General features: G+C 53.3%; 13 protein-coding genes. 7 read left to right on the top strand and 6 right to left on the bottom strand.

Annotated features, from left to right (window positions below):
* Nucleotides 1-539: 539 nt before the first annotated feature.
* A complete protein-coding gene (locus tag HMY34_RS18065; RefSeq protein WP_202716811.1) occupies nucleotides 540-1,439 on the bottom strand; it encodes a DMT family transporter in 900 nt (299 codons plus the stop codon).
* 15 nt (nucleotides 1,440-1,454) lie between these two features.
* On the bottom strand, nucleotides 1,455-4,613 hold the full coding sequence (locus HMY34_RS18060) for an SdrD B-like domain-containing protein (RefSeq protein ID WP_202716810.1): 3,159 nt from the start codon (nucleotides 4,611-4,613) through the stop codon (nucleotides 1,455-1,457).
* 229 nt (nucleotides 4,614-4,842) lie between these two features.
* On the opposite strand from HMY34_RS18060, the gene HMY34_RS18055 reads away from it, so the two are divergent.
* Entirely contained in the window at nucleotides 4,843-5,103 is a 261-nt protein-coding gene (locus tag HMY34_RS18055; protein ID WP_202716809.1) for a hypothetical protein, read from the top strand.
* 28 nt (nucleotides 5,104-5,131) lie between these two features.
* Here HMY34_RS18055 and HMY34_RS18050 read toward each other — a convergent pair whose 3' ends face one another.
* On the bottom strand, nucleotides 5,132-6,385 hold the full coding sequence (locus HMY34_RS18050; protein ID WP_202716808.1) for an MFS transporter: 1,254 nt from the start codon (nucleotides 6,383-6,385) through the stop codon (nucleotides 5,132-5,134).
* 88 nt (nucleotides 6,386-6,473) lie between these two features.
* Here HMY34_RS18050 and HMY34_RS18045 point away from each other — a divergent pair, with 88 nt between their 5' ends.
* The 5 genes from HMY34_RS18045 to HMY34_RS18025 all read left to right on the top strand — a co-directional run bounded on the left by HMY34_RS18045 (nucleotide 6,474) and on the right by HMY34_RS18025 (nucleotide 10,119).
* Nucleotides 6,474-6,884 (top strand): hypothetical protein, encoded by a 411-nt coding sequence (locus HMY34_RS18045; protein WP_202716807.1) that lies wholly within the window; start codon nucleotides 6,474-6,476, stop codon nucleotides 6,882-6,884.
* Between the two features lie 52 nt (nucleotides 6,885-6,936).
* Complete coding sequence (gene phoB, locus HMY34_RS18040; RefSeq protein ID WP_202716806.1) at nucleotides 6,937-7,623, top strand: phosphate regulon transcriptional regulator PhoB; 687 nt, start codon at nucleotides 6,937-6,939, stop codon at nucleotides 7,621-7,623.
* A gap of 99 nt (nucleotides 7,624-7,722) precedes the next feature.
* Nucleotides 7,723-8,925, top strand: coding sequence for a glycosyltransferase family 4 protein (locus HMY34_RS18035; RefSeq protein WP_202716805.1), 1,203 nt, complete (start codon nucleotides 7,723-7,725; stop codon nucleotides 8,923-8,925).
* Entirely contained in the window at nucleotides 8,897-9,436 is a 540-nt protein-coding gene (locus HMY34_RS18030) for a phosphatase PAP2 family protein (RefSeq protein WP_228287910.1), read from the top strand. The genes HMY34_RS18035 and HMY34_RS18030 overlap by 29 nt, the downstream gene beginning before the upstream one ends.
* A 17-nt stretch (nucleotides 9,437-9,453) precedes the next feature.
* Entirely contained in the window at nucleotides 9,454-10,119 is a 666-nt protein-coding gene (locus HMY34_RS18025) for a GNAT family N-acetyltransferase (protein WP_202716804.1), read from the top strand.
* Here HMY34_RS18025 and HMY34_RS18020 read toward each other — a convergent pair.
* The 3 genes from HMY34_RS18020 to nadN form a co-directional block, all read right to left on the bottom strand.
* The gene (locus tag HMY34_RS18020) at nucleotides 10,043-11,203 is read right to left on the bottom strand and encodes a glycosyltransferase (protein ID WP_202716803.1); all 1,161 of its coding nucleotides are present in this window, start codon (nucleotides 11,201-11,203) and stop codon (nucleotides 10,043-10,045) included. The genes HMY34_RS18025 and HMY34_RS18020 overlap by 77 nt on opposite strands.
* A gap of 87 nt (nucleotides 11,204-11,290) precedes the next feature.
* Nucleotides 11,291-13,531, bottom strand: coding sequence for a PhoX family protein (locus HMY34_RS18015; protein ID WP_202716802.1), 2,241 nt, complete (start codon nucleotides 13,529-13,531; stop codon nucleotides 11,291-11,293).
* 100 nt (nucleotides 13,532-13,631) lie between these two features.
* A complete protein-coding gene (gene nadN, locus HMY34_RS18010) occupies nucleotides 13,632-15,497 on the bottom strand; it encodes an NAD nucleotidase (RefSeq protein ID WP_228287909.1) in 1,866 nt (621 codons plus the stop codon).
* A 178-nt stretch (nucleotides 15,498-15,675) separates the two neighbouring features.
* On the opposite strand from nadN, the gene HMY34_RS18005 reads away from it, so the two are divergent.
* Nucleotides 15,676-16,602: an Rpn family recombination-promoting nuclease/putative transposase gene (locus HMY34_RS18005; RefSeq protein WP_202716801.1), complete on the top strand. Its 927-nt coding sequence runs from the start codon at nucleotides 15,676-15,678 to the stop codon at nucleotides 16,600-16,602.
* Nucleotides 16,603-16,605 lie beyond the last annotated feature (3 nt).

Genomic DNA, 16,605 nt, shown 5'->3' with positions numbered 1-16,605 from the left:
CAGGCATCGCCTCCACCGCACGCAACGCCACCAACTCCGCCACGATCAGCCCGCGCAAGCCGTAATCTCGTGCCGCCGAATGCTTCAAGGCATACACCAAGCGTTCGATCACTGGCTTACGCAACTTGCTGTGACGCTTGCCGGTTTCCACTAAACACTGCAACGCCAGCGGAATCGCAAATTCATCGTTACGCTTATCCAACACATAATCCAACAACGGATCCAGTGCCGCATCACAAGCAGCCGCCACCACCGTCGGAATTTCATCCAGCGCCCAATCGTCTTCCGCCACCACATCGAAAATGCCGATCAGCTCATGCAAGCCCGCAGGCATCAAATGCAACAACGCCCGCCAGGAATGCAACGGCACCCAATAATCCGCGCCATCGCTTTCCACAAAACTGTTATCTGCCACCAACTCCACCAGCGTCGGCGCATCTGCCGCCGTCAACCCGTAGCCAGAATAATCACGCCACGGGCGGTTATCGGTTGGCTCACCCAATACCGCAAAAATCTTCACAATGCGTTGCTTATCCACATCAAATCCTTTTCTTGTTTGCCAGCAAAATCCCAGCAGCTACCAATATCATCCCGATTGCATGGTAAAACTGCAAGCGTTCCCCCAGCAACAGCGTCGCCAACAAAATCCCAAACACCGGCATCAAATGGCTGAACTGCCCAGTACGGTTCACCCCCAGCTTTTGCGTCGCATGATTCCAAAACATATACGACAACAACGACGGAAACACCGCCACATACGCAACACTCGCCACACTCAGCGTCGTGAACGGCATGGTCTGAAACGTGAAACTTTCATACAGATACAGCGGCAAAATCACCAGCGCCCCCAAGGTAATCGAAAACCCCAAAATCGGCGTTCCCCGCAAACCTTGCGGCAACTTGCGCAATAACACCGTATACAACGACCAATCCAACGTTGCCAACACAATCCACATATCGCCGCGATTGAACGCCAACTGCTGCACTACCTGCCAATCCGCCTTGGTAATAATCACTAACACGCCCACCAACGAAACGCCAATCCCCAGCCATTGCGCCAACGTACTCTTTTCATGCAGCACCAACCCCGCCAGCAAAATCATCGTGATCGGCGTCACCGATTGCAGCAACACGCCATTGGTCGCCGTCGTGGTTTGCAAACCGACATACACCAAACTATTGAACCCCGCGATCCCCAACACCGCCAACGCCAGCACCAACCGCCAATGTTCCCGCGCCAACGGCAACGCCGCCCGCATCGAAGACCACGCAAACGGCAACAAAATCAACGCCGCCACCGCCCAACGCCAAAACGACAAGCCCAACGGCGGCACATCGGTATGGATAGCCCGCGCCAAATTAAAATTGCCTGCCCAGAACAGAATCGTCAGTACCAGCAGCAAGTAAGGGGAAAACCGATCAAGAAATGAATGTTGCATCGCCGCAGTATAGTCTTATCGCACCTGCGCCGTAATCTGCAATTGCCGATGCCCCGCAGCAGCCAACCAGCCCACCTGCCACATCCCCGTCAGCGGATCGTATTCCCCCAACGGACTCGCACTCTGGAACGCCAAACCAGCAGGCAACAGATCGTGAATTTGCACACCATTTGCGTCATGCGCCCCCGTATTGCTCACCACCAACGTATACACCACCTCCTCACCCCGCTTTACCGCTGGCTTATTCACGCTTTTACTCAAACTCAAATCGGTTTGCTGAGGCAAGGTCAAGCCCAAATCCCACGAATGCGCGTGTGCGCCCGCCACCAACGCAAATACCAGCGTTTTGCCCACCGCATCCGCATCACTATCGGTTTGCGCATTGCCGCTCATGCCACTAGCTGTTGGCACATACCCCGCAGGAAACGCACTAAACACCAAGTAATAATCACCGGGCAACACTGACTCAAATCCATACAGTCCCGCCGCATTCGTCTGCGTATTCGCCACCAACGCCCCATCAGCAGAATGCAACGCCACCGCCACCCCCGCGACTCCCGTTTCATCGGCATCCTGCACCCCATCACCGGTGGCATCCAACCACACCCTATCGCCCAAGGATGCAGGTAGCGCAACACCCAGATCATAACCCGCCGCCATGCTCCCCGCCGCGCCCGAACCCGCTTCCGCAATGCCTTGCAGCGGTATTCCTGCCAACGGATTACCTGCCAAATAATCATCCGGCTTATCCAGTACAATGCGGTAAACCGTATTAGGCGACAAGCCCCAAATAACGTAATACCCAGCAGCATCCGTCACCGTTTCCGCCACCAACGTTCCGCCGTCATACACCCGCACGGTCACGCCCTCGATTGCCGCTTCATCCGCTGTTTTTTGCTTATCGCCATTGTCATCAAACCACACCGTGCCGCTCAAGCCTGCCACCGCTGCGGTATCCACCATCATCAAGCCCACCTTGGGCGGCTCAGTCGTTAACAAAGTTTCAGTGGTTTTGGTAACGGTATCGTAATAACTCGCTGTATAGGCAAAGCTATTCCATGCAATGCTGCCACTCGCAGGTGTTGATTCACTCGCTAATTGACGCACCGGCACAGTGATACGCAGCTTTTCCCCCGGTTGCAACCCACCGCTTGGCAAGGCCATAAACTGAAATTCCGCATTATTTGGCGCGTATTGCACCCCAGCAGGCACGTCAGCCGCCGTCAATGCCGTCACCGCGCCATCACTGCCAATCCGTTGCAGGCTAATCTCACCCGCCAGCACCAAACTCCACTGTGACCCACGCGCTCCGCCTGTTACCAAAGCGGTATCACCCACGACAGGCAAAACATCGCGCACGTCAACCGCCGTATTGGTCACATTGCCAGTATTGCGAATTTCCAGCACATACGTTCCCACCCCGCTCAACCCCGTCTTGCCCGTATTCGGAAAACGGCTCAACGTACTGTCCAGCTCACCCTGCACCCACTTCACGCTATCCACCGTCGTCAATTGCGGCACACTAAAATTCACATTACTGGAACGGCAAAATGCCCGCGCAGTCTTGCCCGCATCCGCACCGTTTACACATGTCACTTGCGGGTAATCGCCCGTGGAAAACTGCGCCACATTGGTCACAACCGTTCCCGCCGCGATACCGGGGCGAATTCTCGCACTGAAATACACCGCCATGCCCGTATCTGACAACCCCACTGGCAACTGACAACCGGGGAATTCCCAACGTAATTTCACTCGCCCATCCGCTTGTACAGTACGGCTGAAACGCGGTATCTGACACGCCGTTTGTTCAGTCGTTACCTCATTATTTGGCACCGCAACGCGCCACCAATTGCCCGCTTGCCCCGTCACATAATCCAAACTCGCGGGCAAAACATCTTCTAAAATCGGGTATTGCGTACCCGTTCCCGATAATTCATCCACCGCCAACGAGACGCGATAGACGTAATCATTGCTGGCGGGCGCAGGCGCGACAACTGGCTGCCAAGCGGGTACGGCATACACCACCGTCGAACCATCCGGTGACACCACCCCACCCGTTGGGGTGATTTTGCTAAGGCTCAAGATCGGCTCGCCCTGCCCCACTACCGGCACCAGAGGCGCACAACTCGTGCCATGCAACGACGATTCCACACAATTGCGTAAGCCATCACCCACATAATCCGCATCCACCACCAGGCGCACATCCAGCGTTTGTTTGGCAAGATTCGCGCTCACCGCCCAACGCAAACGCTTGATGGATGTCACCAGCATCCCCGATGGCAAGCGCGTTGCCACACACCCTGTCGGATTACCCGCTGCATCGTGCAAATCACCCGCCCGTCCTGCGGCGAATTCCGCTTCCGCCCAATCCGACACTGGCAAATTCAAGGGGTGAAATACACCCGTACCCGTGGCACTGCAATCCACTTCCGGGTAATTCATCAGTTTAGGGGTATTCGACGCGGTTGCCCGTTCCACCTGCGTCCCCGCTGGCAACGTTTCCACTACCGTGTAAGCGGTCTCACTGGTGGGCAGATTCACGCTCCAACGTTCCAAACCGCCCGGCTGCACAAATGCCGCACTGCCTGTTTTCGTAAAGCCGGGGCTGGGTGCGGGCGGTGGGGTCGGGCATGGCGCATCAATTCCCGCTGGCACAATAACGTCCGGCGCAATCGAAGTAGTAGTCACCCCACCACTCGCCGCGCTTGCCACATTGCTGACGACGGCTGGCAGTGCAGCACTTCCACACGTAGGAAACTTCACTTGCACCTTGAGAATTCCCGTCGAACCGGCGGCTAAACCATCGGCTGGCACGCCTTCCGGCAAACTTTCAAACGGGGTGGCTAAGCGCCAGCTTACGGTTTTATCAACAACAGTGACGGCTGCCACACTCCCCCCCAGCGGGGTATAACTGACTATTTTCAATGGCGCAGGCACGGTGTCGGTCATGGTAGGAGCTGCACAATACAGCTCGGTAAGACTCGCGCACCGATAACGCAGCGTATACGTGAACGTTTCACCCGCCTCTGGCGTGGTAGTGCTCACCTGCTTGCTAATCAATAAATCCGAACCCGCCGCGAATACCGGCTGAATGCCCAGCAGCAAGACCCACGTTAACGCCCCTAACCACGCCCACAGCGCTGCCTTAATGACAGAAATATTAAAATTACACACAAACAAGCCCACTATTTTCTAATTAAAATTCGTTTATATAAACTTATTTTATGATAAAAGCTGTCACAATGCCACCCATCCATTAAAACGCCTAGACACCTGAGGGGAAACCCTACGTTTATCCGATTCCAACCATTACCCATTCACTGTTATGATAAATTGCTGGGTAAAAACCGAAGCGCAATATCCATAATTAAAAACACATGACTACTAGGACGAGGAAATACACATGAGTATCGGCAAAGCTGTTCAAAAAGGTACGTTAATTTATATTTACGACCATAATGGCAAACAAATCACTTCAGTATCCGCCCCCGGACGCTGGCCTGAAGACGGTCTCAAGAGCTTCACCGCCAATACCGTCAGCATCCAAAAGGGTTCACTCATCTACCATTACGACGAAAGCGGACGCTGTGTCGGCAGACCACACCCCGCACAAGCCCCGCTTCATGCCGTAAAGCAAATCAAGCGCGAACAATGCGCGGCTTGATTGCTATCGCTTGAGTGCGAAAGTGCCGCTACCGACGCGGCACTTTCCACAATAACCAAGCGCCCAACCCAAACAGCAACAACACTGCCAGCAAACCCAAGCGGGGTGAATTCGTCAATGCCCCGACCCAAGCTACCAGCAACGGCCCCAGAATCGCCGCAAACTTACCCAACATATTGTAAAAACCGAAAAATTCCGCTGCCTGATCCTGCGGAATCAAACTCGCGTACAAGGAACGGCTCAACGCCTGCACCCCGCCCTGTACCAACCCTACCGCCCCCGCCAGCAAATAAAACTCCCGCGCCTCCGTCATCTGCGAAGCCATGACCGTAATCCCCACATACCCCGCCAGCCCCACCAAAATACCGCGTTTTGCGCCAATCCGATTCCCAATCCACCCAAACGCCAACGCCGCTGGAAACGCAATAAATTGGGTAATCAACAACGCCGTAATCAAACTGTCATCCGCAAATCCCAGCGCCTTACCGTAATCTACCGACATCAGGATCACCGTATCCACCCCGTCGATGTAAAACCAATACGCCAACAAAAACAGCCACACCACCCGCAACTGCCGAATATGCCGAAACGTCTCCCGCAATTGCGTCACCGACTGCCGCAACAAGGTAAATAGCGGCGGACGCACTGCCTGAACAGGTGCACGTTCCCGCACCCACCACCACAACGGAATCGAAAACAGCGCCCACCACACCGCTGTCACCCCAAACGCCCAACGCACCGCCGTAATGGTATCCGCCAACCCAAACCACGCCGGTTTCAAGGTTAGCAACACACACAACGCAAACAGCAAACCGCCCCCTAAATACCCCAAGCCGTAACCCAGCGCCGACACGCGGTTAAAATCCTTTTCTTCCGCCACATCCACCAGCAATGCATCGTAGAAAATATTCGCCCCCAAAAAGCCCACCACCGCCAACACAAACGCAAACATCGCCCACTGCCACTGGCTTTCCCCCACCAAGGTCAAGCCCAAAGTCGCGCACACGCCCAAGGTCACGAAGCCCGCCATCATCGGCTTTTTAATCCCGCCCTGATCGGCAACGGTTCCCAAAAACGGCGCAAGTAACATAATCGACAGACTCGCCAGCGCATTCGCCGTCCCCAAACGCAAGGTAATATCTTCCGAGGGCAAATCGTTTGCCCAATACTGCCGGAAGAAAATCGGAAAAAACGCCACCATCACCGTGGTGATAAAAGCCGAGTTTGCCCAGTCATAAAACGCCCAAGCCCAACGCTCGCGAGTGGTTGTGATCATTGTCATGATTTCATGCTTCCTGATTTCCCTTTATCGGTATAAATCAACTAAACTAGTTTTAAACGAATAATACCCAAATCGCTAGGAGAACATCATGAAAAAGGAACAACGGTTTAAGTCCGTGGCGCTTGCGTGCGCTTGCTTACTCACCGCCACTTTATCACCGGTGGTATCTGCCGCTGGCAAAAGTGCGTATAGCGGCGAATGGCACAGCCCTGACTTATCCCTGACTATCACGCCACAAGCTGCCGAATTCACCATCGACGGTAAAACCTACACCGACACCACGCCCGAATATTTTTACGGGCAACTCGCCACCGCCCCTTTCCTGTATTTGCAAGACGCTCAACAGGAACACCGCCTCTACCTGATTCTCGACGAAGACAACCACCATAACCAAAGCCTGCGCGGTTATCACGATTACGCCGATGCGTCCCATCCGCTGGAAATCACCCGCGAAGAGTCTCAAACACCCAATAAAGTCAGTAACCTGTCACAGAACTGACACACGCCTACGGTTAAATGTGCCTGTAAAAGGAAATTCATACAGGTTTCACATGAGCAACATATTGATCGTTGAAGACGAGCAGCCGATCCGCAAAATGGTCGGCTTTGCGTTGGGGCGTGCCGGTTTCACCCTGCACGAAGCCGAATCCGCCGAACAAGCCTACACCGCCATTCATCGCCAGCGCCCGGAACTGATCCTGATGGACTGGATGCTGCCCGGCATGAGTGGCATAGAACTGGTCAAACGCCTGCAACGGGACGGCAATACCCAAGACATTCCGGTCATTATGCTAACCGCCCGTAACGAAGAAGCCGACCGCATTTCCGGCTTTCAGGCGGGTATCGACGATTACATCAGCAAACCGTTTTCACCCGCCGAATTAGTGGTGCGAATTCAGGCCGTATTGCGCCGTACCCGCCATTCCCAACCGGCTGAAATGCTCGAATTTGCCGGGTTAACCCTCGACCCGCTCAGCCACCGCGTCACCGCTGATGGTCAAGAACTCGATTTTGGCCCCACCGAATTCCGCTTGCTGAAATTTTTCATGCAACACCCTGACCGCGTATACAGCCGCGAACAATTGCTGGACAACGCTTGGGGACGCAATGTGTACGTGGAAGAACGCACGGTAGACGTACACATTCTGCGCTTGCGCAAAACACTGGCAACGCACGGTTTTGAGCATTACATCCAGACCGTGCGCGGGGCAGGCTATCGGTTTTCACCCACGGTATAAGCCTTGTCAGATGACATCTAACCGTCATAAAAACGTCACTGTCTTGCAGTATTAAACCTGCAAAATCATCAGGGTATTCACTATAAGACGTATATTTTTGTGTCAAACGCCCGCCTTCAACTTGTCAGCAACCACACCCACCTGAGCGTCGTCACGGAAACGTGGCCGCCAGAAATCAACGGGGTGGCGCATTCCATCAGTCGCATGGTGGCAGGTTTGCGCACACGCGGTGGCTACCACATCCAGTTGGTGCGCCCCCGCCAAACGGCACACGAAAAACCGCAACGCGAAGCACTTTTTCAGGAACACCTCGTCAATGGACTGACACTTCCCTTTTACAAGGAAGTCCGCCTGGGCTTCCCGCAATACAACGCCCTCAAACGCCTGTGGAAAAAACAGCGCCCTGACATCGTGCAAATCGTGACCGAAGGGCCTTTGGGGTATTCCGCGATGAAAGCCGCCAAAAAGCTCGGTATCCCCGTCATCAGCGACTTTCACACCAATTTTGACCAGTACAGCCGCTATTACCGCTTGAGTGGATTTTTCAATCTGGCGAAACGTTATTTGCGCCACGTCCATAATCAAACGCTGGTCACACTCGTGCCTACCCGCGAATTGCAGCAACAACTCAGTGCCAATGGTTACACCAAACTCGGCATTCTGGATCGCGGCATTGATGTGGAACGCTTCAACCCGCAACGCCGCAGCGACACCTTGCGCACCCAACTCGGCATTCGCCCGGAACAATTGCTGGTCACACTGGTATCGCGCATGTCGCCGGAAAAAAACCTTGATCTGGCCTTCAGCGCCTTTCGAGCCATCCAGCAACACCTCCCCGATGCGCGTTTCCTGCTGGTCGGCGATGGCCCGGAACGCAAACGCCTGCAAGACATGCATCCCGATTGCCTGTTCGTCGGGATGCAAACCGGCACAGCCTTGGCAGAACACTATGCCAGCGGCGACTTGTTCCTCTACCCCAGCACCAGCGAAACTTTCGGCAATGTGGTACTGGAAGCAATGGCCAGTGGCCTGCCGGTCGTGACCTTCGATTACGCCGCCGCCCATGAACACTTGCGCAGCGGCATCAACGGCATGGGCATACCGCTGGACGACACTGCTGCCTTTATCGAAGCCAGTATCGCATTGGCGCTCGACCCCAACTTACGCCGCACTCAAGGCCAGGCTGCCCACCAGACTGCGCTCGGCCTGAGCTGGGAAAAGGTGGTGGAACGCCTGCATCACACCATTCAAACCGTACTCCGCGAGGTACACCATGAACATCAAGCGTTTGCATCAACTTAATGACCGTGAAATCCCGTTGTGCCTGTTGTTCAATCGGATCAATCACCTCAAACCCATCAGCCTGTTTTTCGCTGCCATCAGCCGCCTGGGTAACGGAGTATTCTGGTACGTGCTGATGCTAATGTTGCCGCTGATTTACGGCCTGGAAGCCTTGCGCGTGTCCTCGCACATGGCCTTGGTCGGTTTGGCAGCCTTGCTGATTTACAAGTGGCTGAAAACCTCCACCGAACGGGTACGCCCTTACAGCCACAGCGACACTATTTTCCAGAATGTGGCGGCACTTGACCAGTTCAGTTTCCCCTCCGGGCATACCCTGCACGCGGTCGGGTTTAGCTGGGTATTGCTGCACTATTACCCGGAATGGTATGTGCTGGTGGTGCCATTCACCGTATTGGTGGCGTTATCGCGGGTGATTCTGGGGCTGCATTACCCCAGCGATGTGCTGATCGGCGCGTTCTTGGGCGCAGGGCTGGCGCAAGGCAGTTTCTGCGTGTTGTCCTGCGTATTGTGAGTGAGGAGTAACGACCCATGACATTACAACCTGTGACTTTGGAAGGCCGTTTGGTACGCCTTGAACCCCTGACTGCCGAGCACATCCCCGATTTATTACACGCTGCCCGCGATGAACGCATCTGGCAATACATGTTCTACGGCAATCTGGCAGAACGTGAACCGATGGAAGCCTTCATCAGCAAGGCCATCCGACTACGTGATCTCGGCACTGACTTGCCGTTTGCGGTCATCCACAACGCCACGGACAAAGCGATTGGCAGCACCCGTTTCCGCGACATTTGCCTGAAACACATGAAGCTGGAAATCGGCGGCACTTGGTACGCCAGCGAATACCAGCGCAGTGGCGTGAATCTGGAATGCAAATACCTGCTGATGCGCCATGCCTTCGAGACCTTTGGCACGCTGCGGGTGCAATTCAAGACCGACATCCGCAACGCCCGTTCGCGCCAGTCACTGGAAAAGCTGGGTGCGGTGCAAGAAGGTGTGTTGCGGCGTAGTGCCATCATGCCCGACGGTCTGGTGCGCGATACGGCGGTGTACAGCATTCTCGATACCGAATGGGGGATGGTCAAACAAGGGTTGGAAATGCGGATGTGGCGCTATGCTAACCGTTCTGCCGCGCAGAAACCTGCTGATAAAATCCCAGCAACTTTTCCGCCTGCGCCGTATGCGACCAAGTAGCCGCATAAGCCACCGCCTCTTCCACCGTCGCCGCATGTAGTGCCTGATCACCCAGCAAACGCGCCACCTGTGCGGCAAAAGCAGCGGGGTCTTCCTCGGCAATCAAACCGCCATGTTCACCTTGCATAATGTCCTTCGTCCCCAACACAGCAGTCGAAACCACAGGCGTGCCGCACGCCATTGCCTCAATCAAAACCAAACCTTGCGTCTCGGTACGCGAAGCAAACACAAACACATCCGCCGCTTTGTAACACGCCTGCAAACCGCCATCACGCGGCAAATAACCCACAAACATCACCTGCTGTTGCAAACCTTGGCGCGTCACTTGCGCTTGCAGCCCTTTTTCGGCAGGGCCTTCACCGGCAATCACCAACAAAACAGCCGGGATGCGTTCACGCAATTTCGCGGTCACATCCAACAAAAATCCGATATTTTTCTCAAACGCCACCCGCCCGACAAACAGGATCATCGGGCGCTCCGGCGCAATCCCGTATTGCTGGCGAAACGCCACAGCATCACCGCTGGCAAACACCTTCATATCCAAACCCGTCGGCAACACCGTCAACGGCGTTGTTACCCCGTAATCGACCAACACTTGCTGCATCGCGGTGGAAGGCACGACCAACGCATCCAGCTCGGCACACTGGGTACGCGAAAAGCGCCGCGCCGCGTAACGCAACCACTCTTTCGGCAACCACTTGATGTAGTTATAGAGATATTCTTCAAAAAACGTGTGGTAAGTCGCCACTACCGGCAACTTCAGTTTGCGTGCCAGTTTCAACCCCGCGTAATGCGCCACGAACGGGGTGTGAATGTGCACAATGTCGTAATCCCCCGCCCGCAACGTATCAGTCAAGCGGTGAATATGGCGGATGCGCATCATGCGATCTTCCGGGTCAACAATCACATGGCGTGAGCTGATGCGGATAATGTCGGTTTCATCGTCCGTCACGTCTGCATAAGCGGGGGCAATCAGCGTAACCTGATGCCCTGCTGCTTGCAACGCCTGCCGGAACGCCTGAATCGAGGTGGAAACACCATTCACACGCGGAAAATACACGTCGGAAACCATTAATATATGCATTGTCATTCACTGGCATGAAGATATGAAAAAGCCCGGTATCGCTACCGGGCTAAAGCTGATAAAACCTCAACTTATTATTCGTTTCCCTTAAACAGCAACTTTGCCGCCATCATTACGGGTAATCACCACCGTCGCAGACTGCGGACGCGCACTGCCACCTTTTGGCCAGTGGCTGGTGAATTGGGTAGGGTCAGTCACCGACTTACTACCTTCACCCGGATGTTGAATATTGACGAAAATCGCTTTGCCATCCGGTGTTTCGGTAATACCTGTAATTTCACAACCTTTAGGCCCGACCAAGAAACGCCGCAGAGACGTATTACTTGCCTTACTGCCCACACGGGTTGCCACGGTTTGATCCGCATTGGTATTAGACGGAACCGCCTTATTCACCACATTGACCGTATTGCCATCGCCCATAGTGCTAGGAAGTGCTGCCAACATCATACAGTTGGTCACATCGGTATACGCGCCATCGTCAGTTTGCACCCACAACAAGCCCGGTGTTACCTGACTAAACCACAGACCGTCTGGACTGGAGAAATCATTTTCAATCGTTAACCCGGAAATATTGATATTGCTATCCGCATCTGCTTGCGCCCCGAACAGGTAAATATCCCAGTTGAAGGTCGTCGCCGTATGATCACCACCGGTTTCTTTCCAGCGGATAATATGACCGTTGACGTTACCTTGACTGGTGGATGTAGTACCTTTCTGGTCGGTGTAGTAACGGGGATTAGCCGCATCCAACGCACGATTAGCAGCGCTACCCCGTGAGCTATTATTGGTCAATGTCAAATAGACTTCGCCGTTGACTGGGTTGATAGCGCCCCATTCTGGGCGATCCATCTTCGTTGCGCCCACCGCATCCGCTGCTAAACGTGCGTTGATGACGACATCCGCTTCACCGGAAAAGCTGTAAGTGGTGTAGCTTGCCACTTTGCTATTGCTCATGCTCAGCAATTCCCAAGTACCCGTGCCGTCAGCATTGAATTTGGCAACATACAATTTACCCGCATTCAGGTACTTATCACCCGCTGATGCCCCAGCGTTTGCATCTGAAGCACTCCATACAGCATCCGACACAAATTTGTAGACGTATTCGTTCTGGGAATCATCACCCATATAGAACACCACCGGTTTACCCGCGACAGGTTTAGCAGGGAAACAAGCTTCATGGGCGAAACGCCCCATTGTTGTACGCTTTTTAGGTATTGACGTTGGGTTGAATGGATCGATTTCCACAATCCAACCGAAGGTGTTAGCCACATTGCGGAAGTCTGCCGCAGCACTTGCCCCGGTAACACCCGCATTCCAGCGACGGTATAAATCTGTAGTATCCGTAATCCCCGGACGCGACCAGTTATAACGCCCAGATGTGTCATTTTTAATGCCATAACGTGCGAACGCGGTAACTTCTTTAGCAGTACGCACAGCATTGTCTTCGCGGCGATAGAAATAACCTGCCCAGTTTTCTTCACAAGTCAGGTAAGTACCCCAAGGCGTATAACCATTACCACAGTTATTGATCGTACCGCGTGTATTTGTGCCTGCGGTAGAATGTGCCGTTACCATCAAATCGCTGCTACGCGCAAGCCCCGTCAGTTCCATTTCAGTCGCAGCAGTAATACGGCGATTCAAGGTAGAAGCGCGGTTAACTTGATACGTTGTGCCGCTCTTAGCAATTTCCACAACCGTGACACCGTGCAGCGCCACTTCTTTGTCGATTTCAGTAGTCGGGCGAGCAGCAGTACTGGCAGAACCATATTCTGTTGGGCCAGCCGCGTGCATGAAACCCAAATCTTCAGAAACTTCGTGGTTAGTACACAGTACACCGCGTGTAGCGTTGCTGTAATCCAAACCGGTGCCCGCTGCATTCAGACCGAAGTAATGCATACCATCAGCATGGTCACCAAAACGGAACTGGAAGCTAGCAGCGTCATCTGTCCCCACGTTACTGTAAGTAGACGTACTGTTATTGATCGGATCACCAACAGCCATCAATACAGTCGCGGTGTAACCGGCTGGTACAGACAATGCATCAGCAATGCTCTTAGCAACAGGGTTAAAGCTCAGCGTTAAACCGCTAGTGCCAGTATTCGTGCCAGTACCTGTGTCCGTAGTTGCGGTTGTGTCGCTATCATTACCGCAGCCAGTCAAACCAACGCCGAGTACAGACGCTGCCATCAAGGCAAAACTGCCGCGCAGTAAACCACGACGAGTCATGCGAGCTTCAAGGATTTGCTCAAATGAAGGGTTATTCGAAGTGTTGTAGCCAATATCATCTGGATCAACCACCGGATGGTTAACCGTGCGTAAATCGCTCATGCTTCTATCCTCAACATGTGTTGCTAAAGGGAATGTACGGGTGAGAGCCTAACGCCTCACTGTGAAAGTTATGTTGCAGCAATATTAAGAAATGATGTCATCAACGCAACACACCACCCTTGTCGATGAAGCGTTGAGTACTGTATTCCTCTAACGGCAATTTCATCACACTACGTCCCGCTGCGGTTTCGCGAGTCACGTAATCAGCGAAGGATTGCGCGTAATCCAGGTAGGTGTTCAGCTTTTTAGCCGCTGCCAGATTCTTGAAGGTGGTGTAACCATCGCCACCGGTCGCGAGGAAACTGTTGGTCACAACCTTGTAAGTTTTCGCCGGATCAATGGCGACCCACGCCCCCGTAACACGCGGGTTAACTTGCACATTGGTGACACGCGCACCTTTGGCTTGCGATAAATCCGCTTCCCAACGCAAACCGGCTGCATACGGGTATGAACCTGTTGAACCTTGTGGATTCAGCGCGAAATCAATGCCATCTTCCAAGGAGTCGATGATTTCTTTCCCAGTCATATCCATTTCAGTCAGCGTATTAGCAAACGGCAGCAAGGTGTAAGCCGTACCGAGGGTAATATCGCCTGCGGGTACATCAACGCGCACACCGCCAGCATTCTGCAAGCAAATGTCAGAAGTCAGGCTCATTTCCAAAAACGCTTTGGAAACGATATTGGCAATGTCACTACCATTTGACTGGGTAGCAACGGTGCAGCCTGCGGTCTTGCTCAAACCTTGGTTGGGAATGCGCTCATGGCACAGCGTTTCAGCAGCTACGCCGATTTTGGTTTGCTTCAACACGTCAACTTGCTGGGAATAGCTATCGAGGTTGGCTTGCGCGGCGGCATCCGAAGTTACAAGGGACAGTTCCGGCGCATCGGCTACCACTTTCAGCACCGCATCATGCTCCGCACCCGTCAGTTCCACATTGCTCACTTTGAAGGTGTCGCTCAGCAACAAGTGCGGTGTACCGAAACACGCGCTCACCTCACCACTGGCATTGAACTCAATATTCAATTCACCCACGATGTCGCTGTATTGTGACGCTTGGGCAATGCACACTTGCTTGCCATTCGCGTCGGTGGTTTTGGTTGGGTAAGCGCCTGCGGGAGTCAAGCCAAAAGCTTTGAAACCCTCGCCTAATAAGGTATGCGAATCGCCACCTACAATCACGTCAACGCCTTTGAGCTGCTTGGCGATGGTTTGATCATTGTCGTAACCTTGATGCGTCAGCAAAATGATCTTGTTGACACCCTGCCCTGCCAGTTCGTCGATGTATTTTTGTGCGGTAGTGGCTTCATTGGCAAACAGGGTGGTTTCATCCGGGCTGGAAGAATTTTTGGTTTTGCCTGCAATGGTCAAGCCGATAATGCCGAATTTCTGCCCGTTAATTTCTTTGACGGTGTAAGGCTTGATGTAATCGGTGGCAGAATTCAGCGCCAGTGGTGACGTACCAACTTTAGGCTGCACGTTGGCAGACAATACGTCGGTTTTACAGGCTGCGCTGCTATTGAGGAAATCGAGGAAGTTTTTCAAACCGGCATCGCCAGAGTCGAATTCGTGATTCCCCAGCGTGAAGGCATCAAAACAGACCTGATTCATCTGCTCCGCGTCGGCTTTGCCTTTGAACAGGGTGAAATACAAATCGCCGGTAGTTGCATCACCTGCGTGCAGTTTCAATACATTGCCGCCGCTGGCTGCCAATTCGTTGATTTTAGACACCACACGCGGGAAGCCGCCGGTTTTAACGGCAGTGGCTTTGCCCGCCAGCGTCAACGTGGCGCTGTTGGGTTGCAAGTGTGAATGGTGGTCGTTGATGTGCAAAATGCGCAGGCTGGTCGCAGGGGTAGTGGCGGTGTCGCTTGCTGCTGCTGGGGTGTCATTATCGTTACAGCCGCTGATTAGTACTAACGTGGAAACGCACAAGCCGACTAATAGGGAATGCTGAAATTTCATCATAAGACTCCGGGTTGTTTGGATGCTTCTGATATACAGCAGTTTGATGACAACTTAATTAATTGGGCTTTACTGTGCGCTGGCACATGTAAGATATAAGGATGTGTGTTCGGGAGCATCGCTGTTGGAGGATTCATTTATGCTAAACTCACTCCATCCAGCCACCTGACAGGCGAGCGCCATGCAAGATAAATTCATTAACCTATTCACTGACTTCGGTTTCAAAAAGCTGTTTGGTGAAGAGCCGAACAAAGACCTGCTGATCAGCTTCTTAAACACCTTGTTGCCTGAAAAACACCGTATTCAGGATTTGCAATTCACCAAGAATGAATACCAAGGCGCTAACGCCCTCGACCGCAAGGCAATTTTCGACCTGAGTTGTACCAGCAGCACGGGCGAGCGCTTTATTGTGGAACTGCAAAAAGCCAAGCAGAATTATTTCAAAGACCGCAGCCTTTATTACGCCACCTTCCCGATTCAGGAACAGGCGCAACGCGGTGATTGGGATTATAAGCTCACGGCGGTTTACACGGTCGGTATCCTCGACTTTGTGTTTGATGAAGACCGGCGCGAAGATGATCATGAAGTCGTCCACTTCATCCAACTGAAAAACCAGAACGGACACGTATTTTACGACAAACTGACGTTCATCTACCTGACGCTGCCACATTTTCAAAAGACACGTGGGGAACTGCGCACCCTGCAAGACAAATGGTTTTACATTTTCAGGCATTTGCATGAGTTGCAGGAAATCCCACCGGAATTGCAAGAAGCCATTTTCCTGAAACTGTTCGCGGTTGCCAACATTGCTCAATTCAGCCCCATTGAACGCCAAGTGTACGAAGACAGTCTTAAATATTACCGTGATTTGAAAAATGTGACAGATACGGCTCGCGACGAAGGTTGGCAGGAGGGCAAAGCGGAAGGCATGGTGGAAGGCAAGGCAGAAGGTATGGCTGAAAAGGCAAAGGAGGTGGCCTATCATCTGCTGCGGCTGGGTATAATTTCTGAGGCAGAGATTGCCAGCATGACGGGGCTGGCAATTGATACGATTCAACAACTTCGGTTACAGATAGCGACCAATGCCCCTGATGCGCAGGGCGGATAACGA

The sequence above is a fragment of the Thiothrix subterranea genome (genome assembly GCF_016772315.1).
In the GTDB taxonomy this organism is placed as follows: Bacteria; Pseudomonadota; Gammaproteobacteria; order Thiotrichales; family Thiotrichaceae; genus Thiothrix; species Thiothrix subterranea.
The sequence above is the reverse complement of the archived record's forward strand: the minus strand, read 5'-3'. Positions and strand labels throughout refer to the sequence as shown.

Coding starts and splice junctions, on each gene's coding strand:
- HMY34_RS18065 (WP_202716811.1), bottom strand. CDS start 1,439: ATGCAACATTCATTTCTTGATCGGTTTTCCCCTTACTTGCTGCTGGTA.
- HMY34_RS18055 (WP_202716809.1), top strand. CDS start 4,843: ATGAGTATCGGCAAAGCTGTTCAAAAAGGTACGTTAATTTATATTTAC.
- HMY34_RS18050 (WP_202716808.1), bottom strand. CDS start 6,385: ATGACAATGATCACAACCACTCGCGAGCGTTGGGCTTGGGCGTTTTAT.
- HMY34_RS18045 (WP_202716807.1), top strand. CDS start 6,474: ATGAAAAAGGAACAACGGTTTAAGTCCGTGGCGCTTGCGTGCGCTTGC.
- phoB (WP_202716806.1), top strand. CDS start 6,937: ATGAGCAACATATTGATCGTTGAAGACGAGCAGCCGATCCGCAAAATG.
- HMY34_RS18030 (WP_228287910.1), top strand. CDS start 8,897: ATGAACATCAAGCGTTTGCATCAACTTAATGACCGTGAAATCCCGTTG.
- HMY34_RS18025 (WP_202716804.1), top strand. CDS start 9,454: ATGACATTACAACCTGTGACTTTGGAAGGCCGTTTGGTACGCCTTGAA.
- HMY34_RS18020 (WP_202716803.1), bottom strand. CDS start 11,203: ATGCATATATTAATGGTTTCCGACGTGTATTTTCCGCGTGTGAATGGT.
- HMY34_RS18015 (WP_202716802.1), bottom strand. CDS start 13,531: ATGAGCGATTTACGCACGGTTAACCATCCGGTGGTTGATCCAGATGAT.
- nadN (WP_228287909.1), bottom strand. CDS start 15,497: ATGATGAAATTTCAGCATTCCCTATTAGTCGGCTTGTGCGTTTCCACG.
- HMY34_RS18005 (WP_202716801.1), top strand. CDS start 15,676: ATGCAAGATAAATTCATTAACCTATTCACTGACTTCGGTTTCAAAAAG.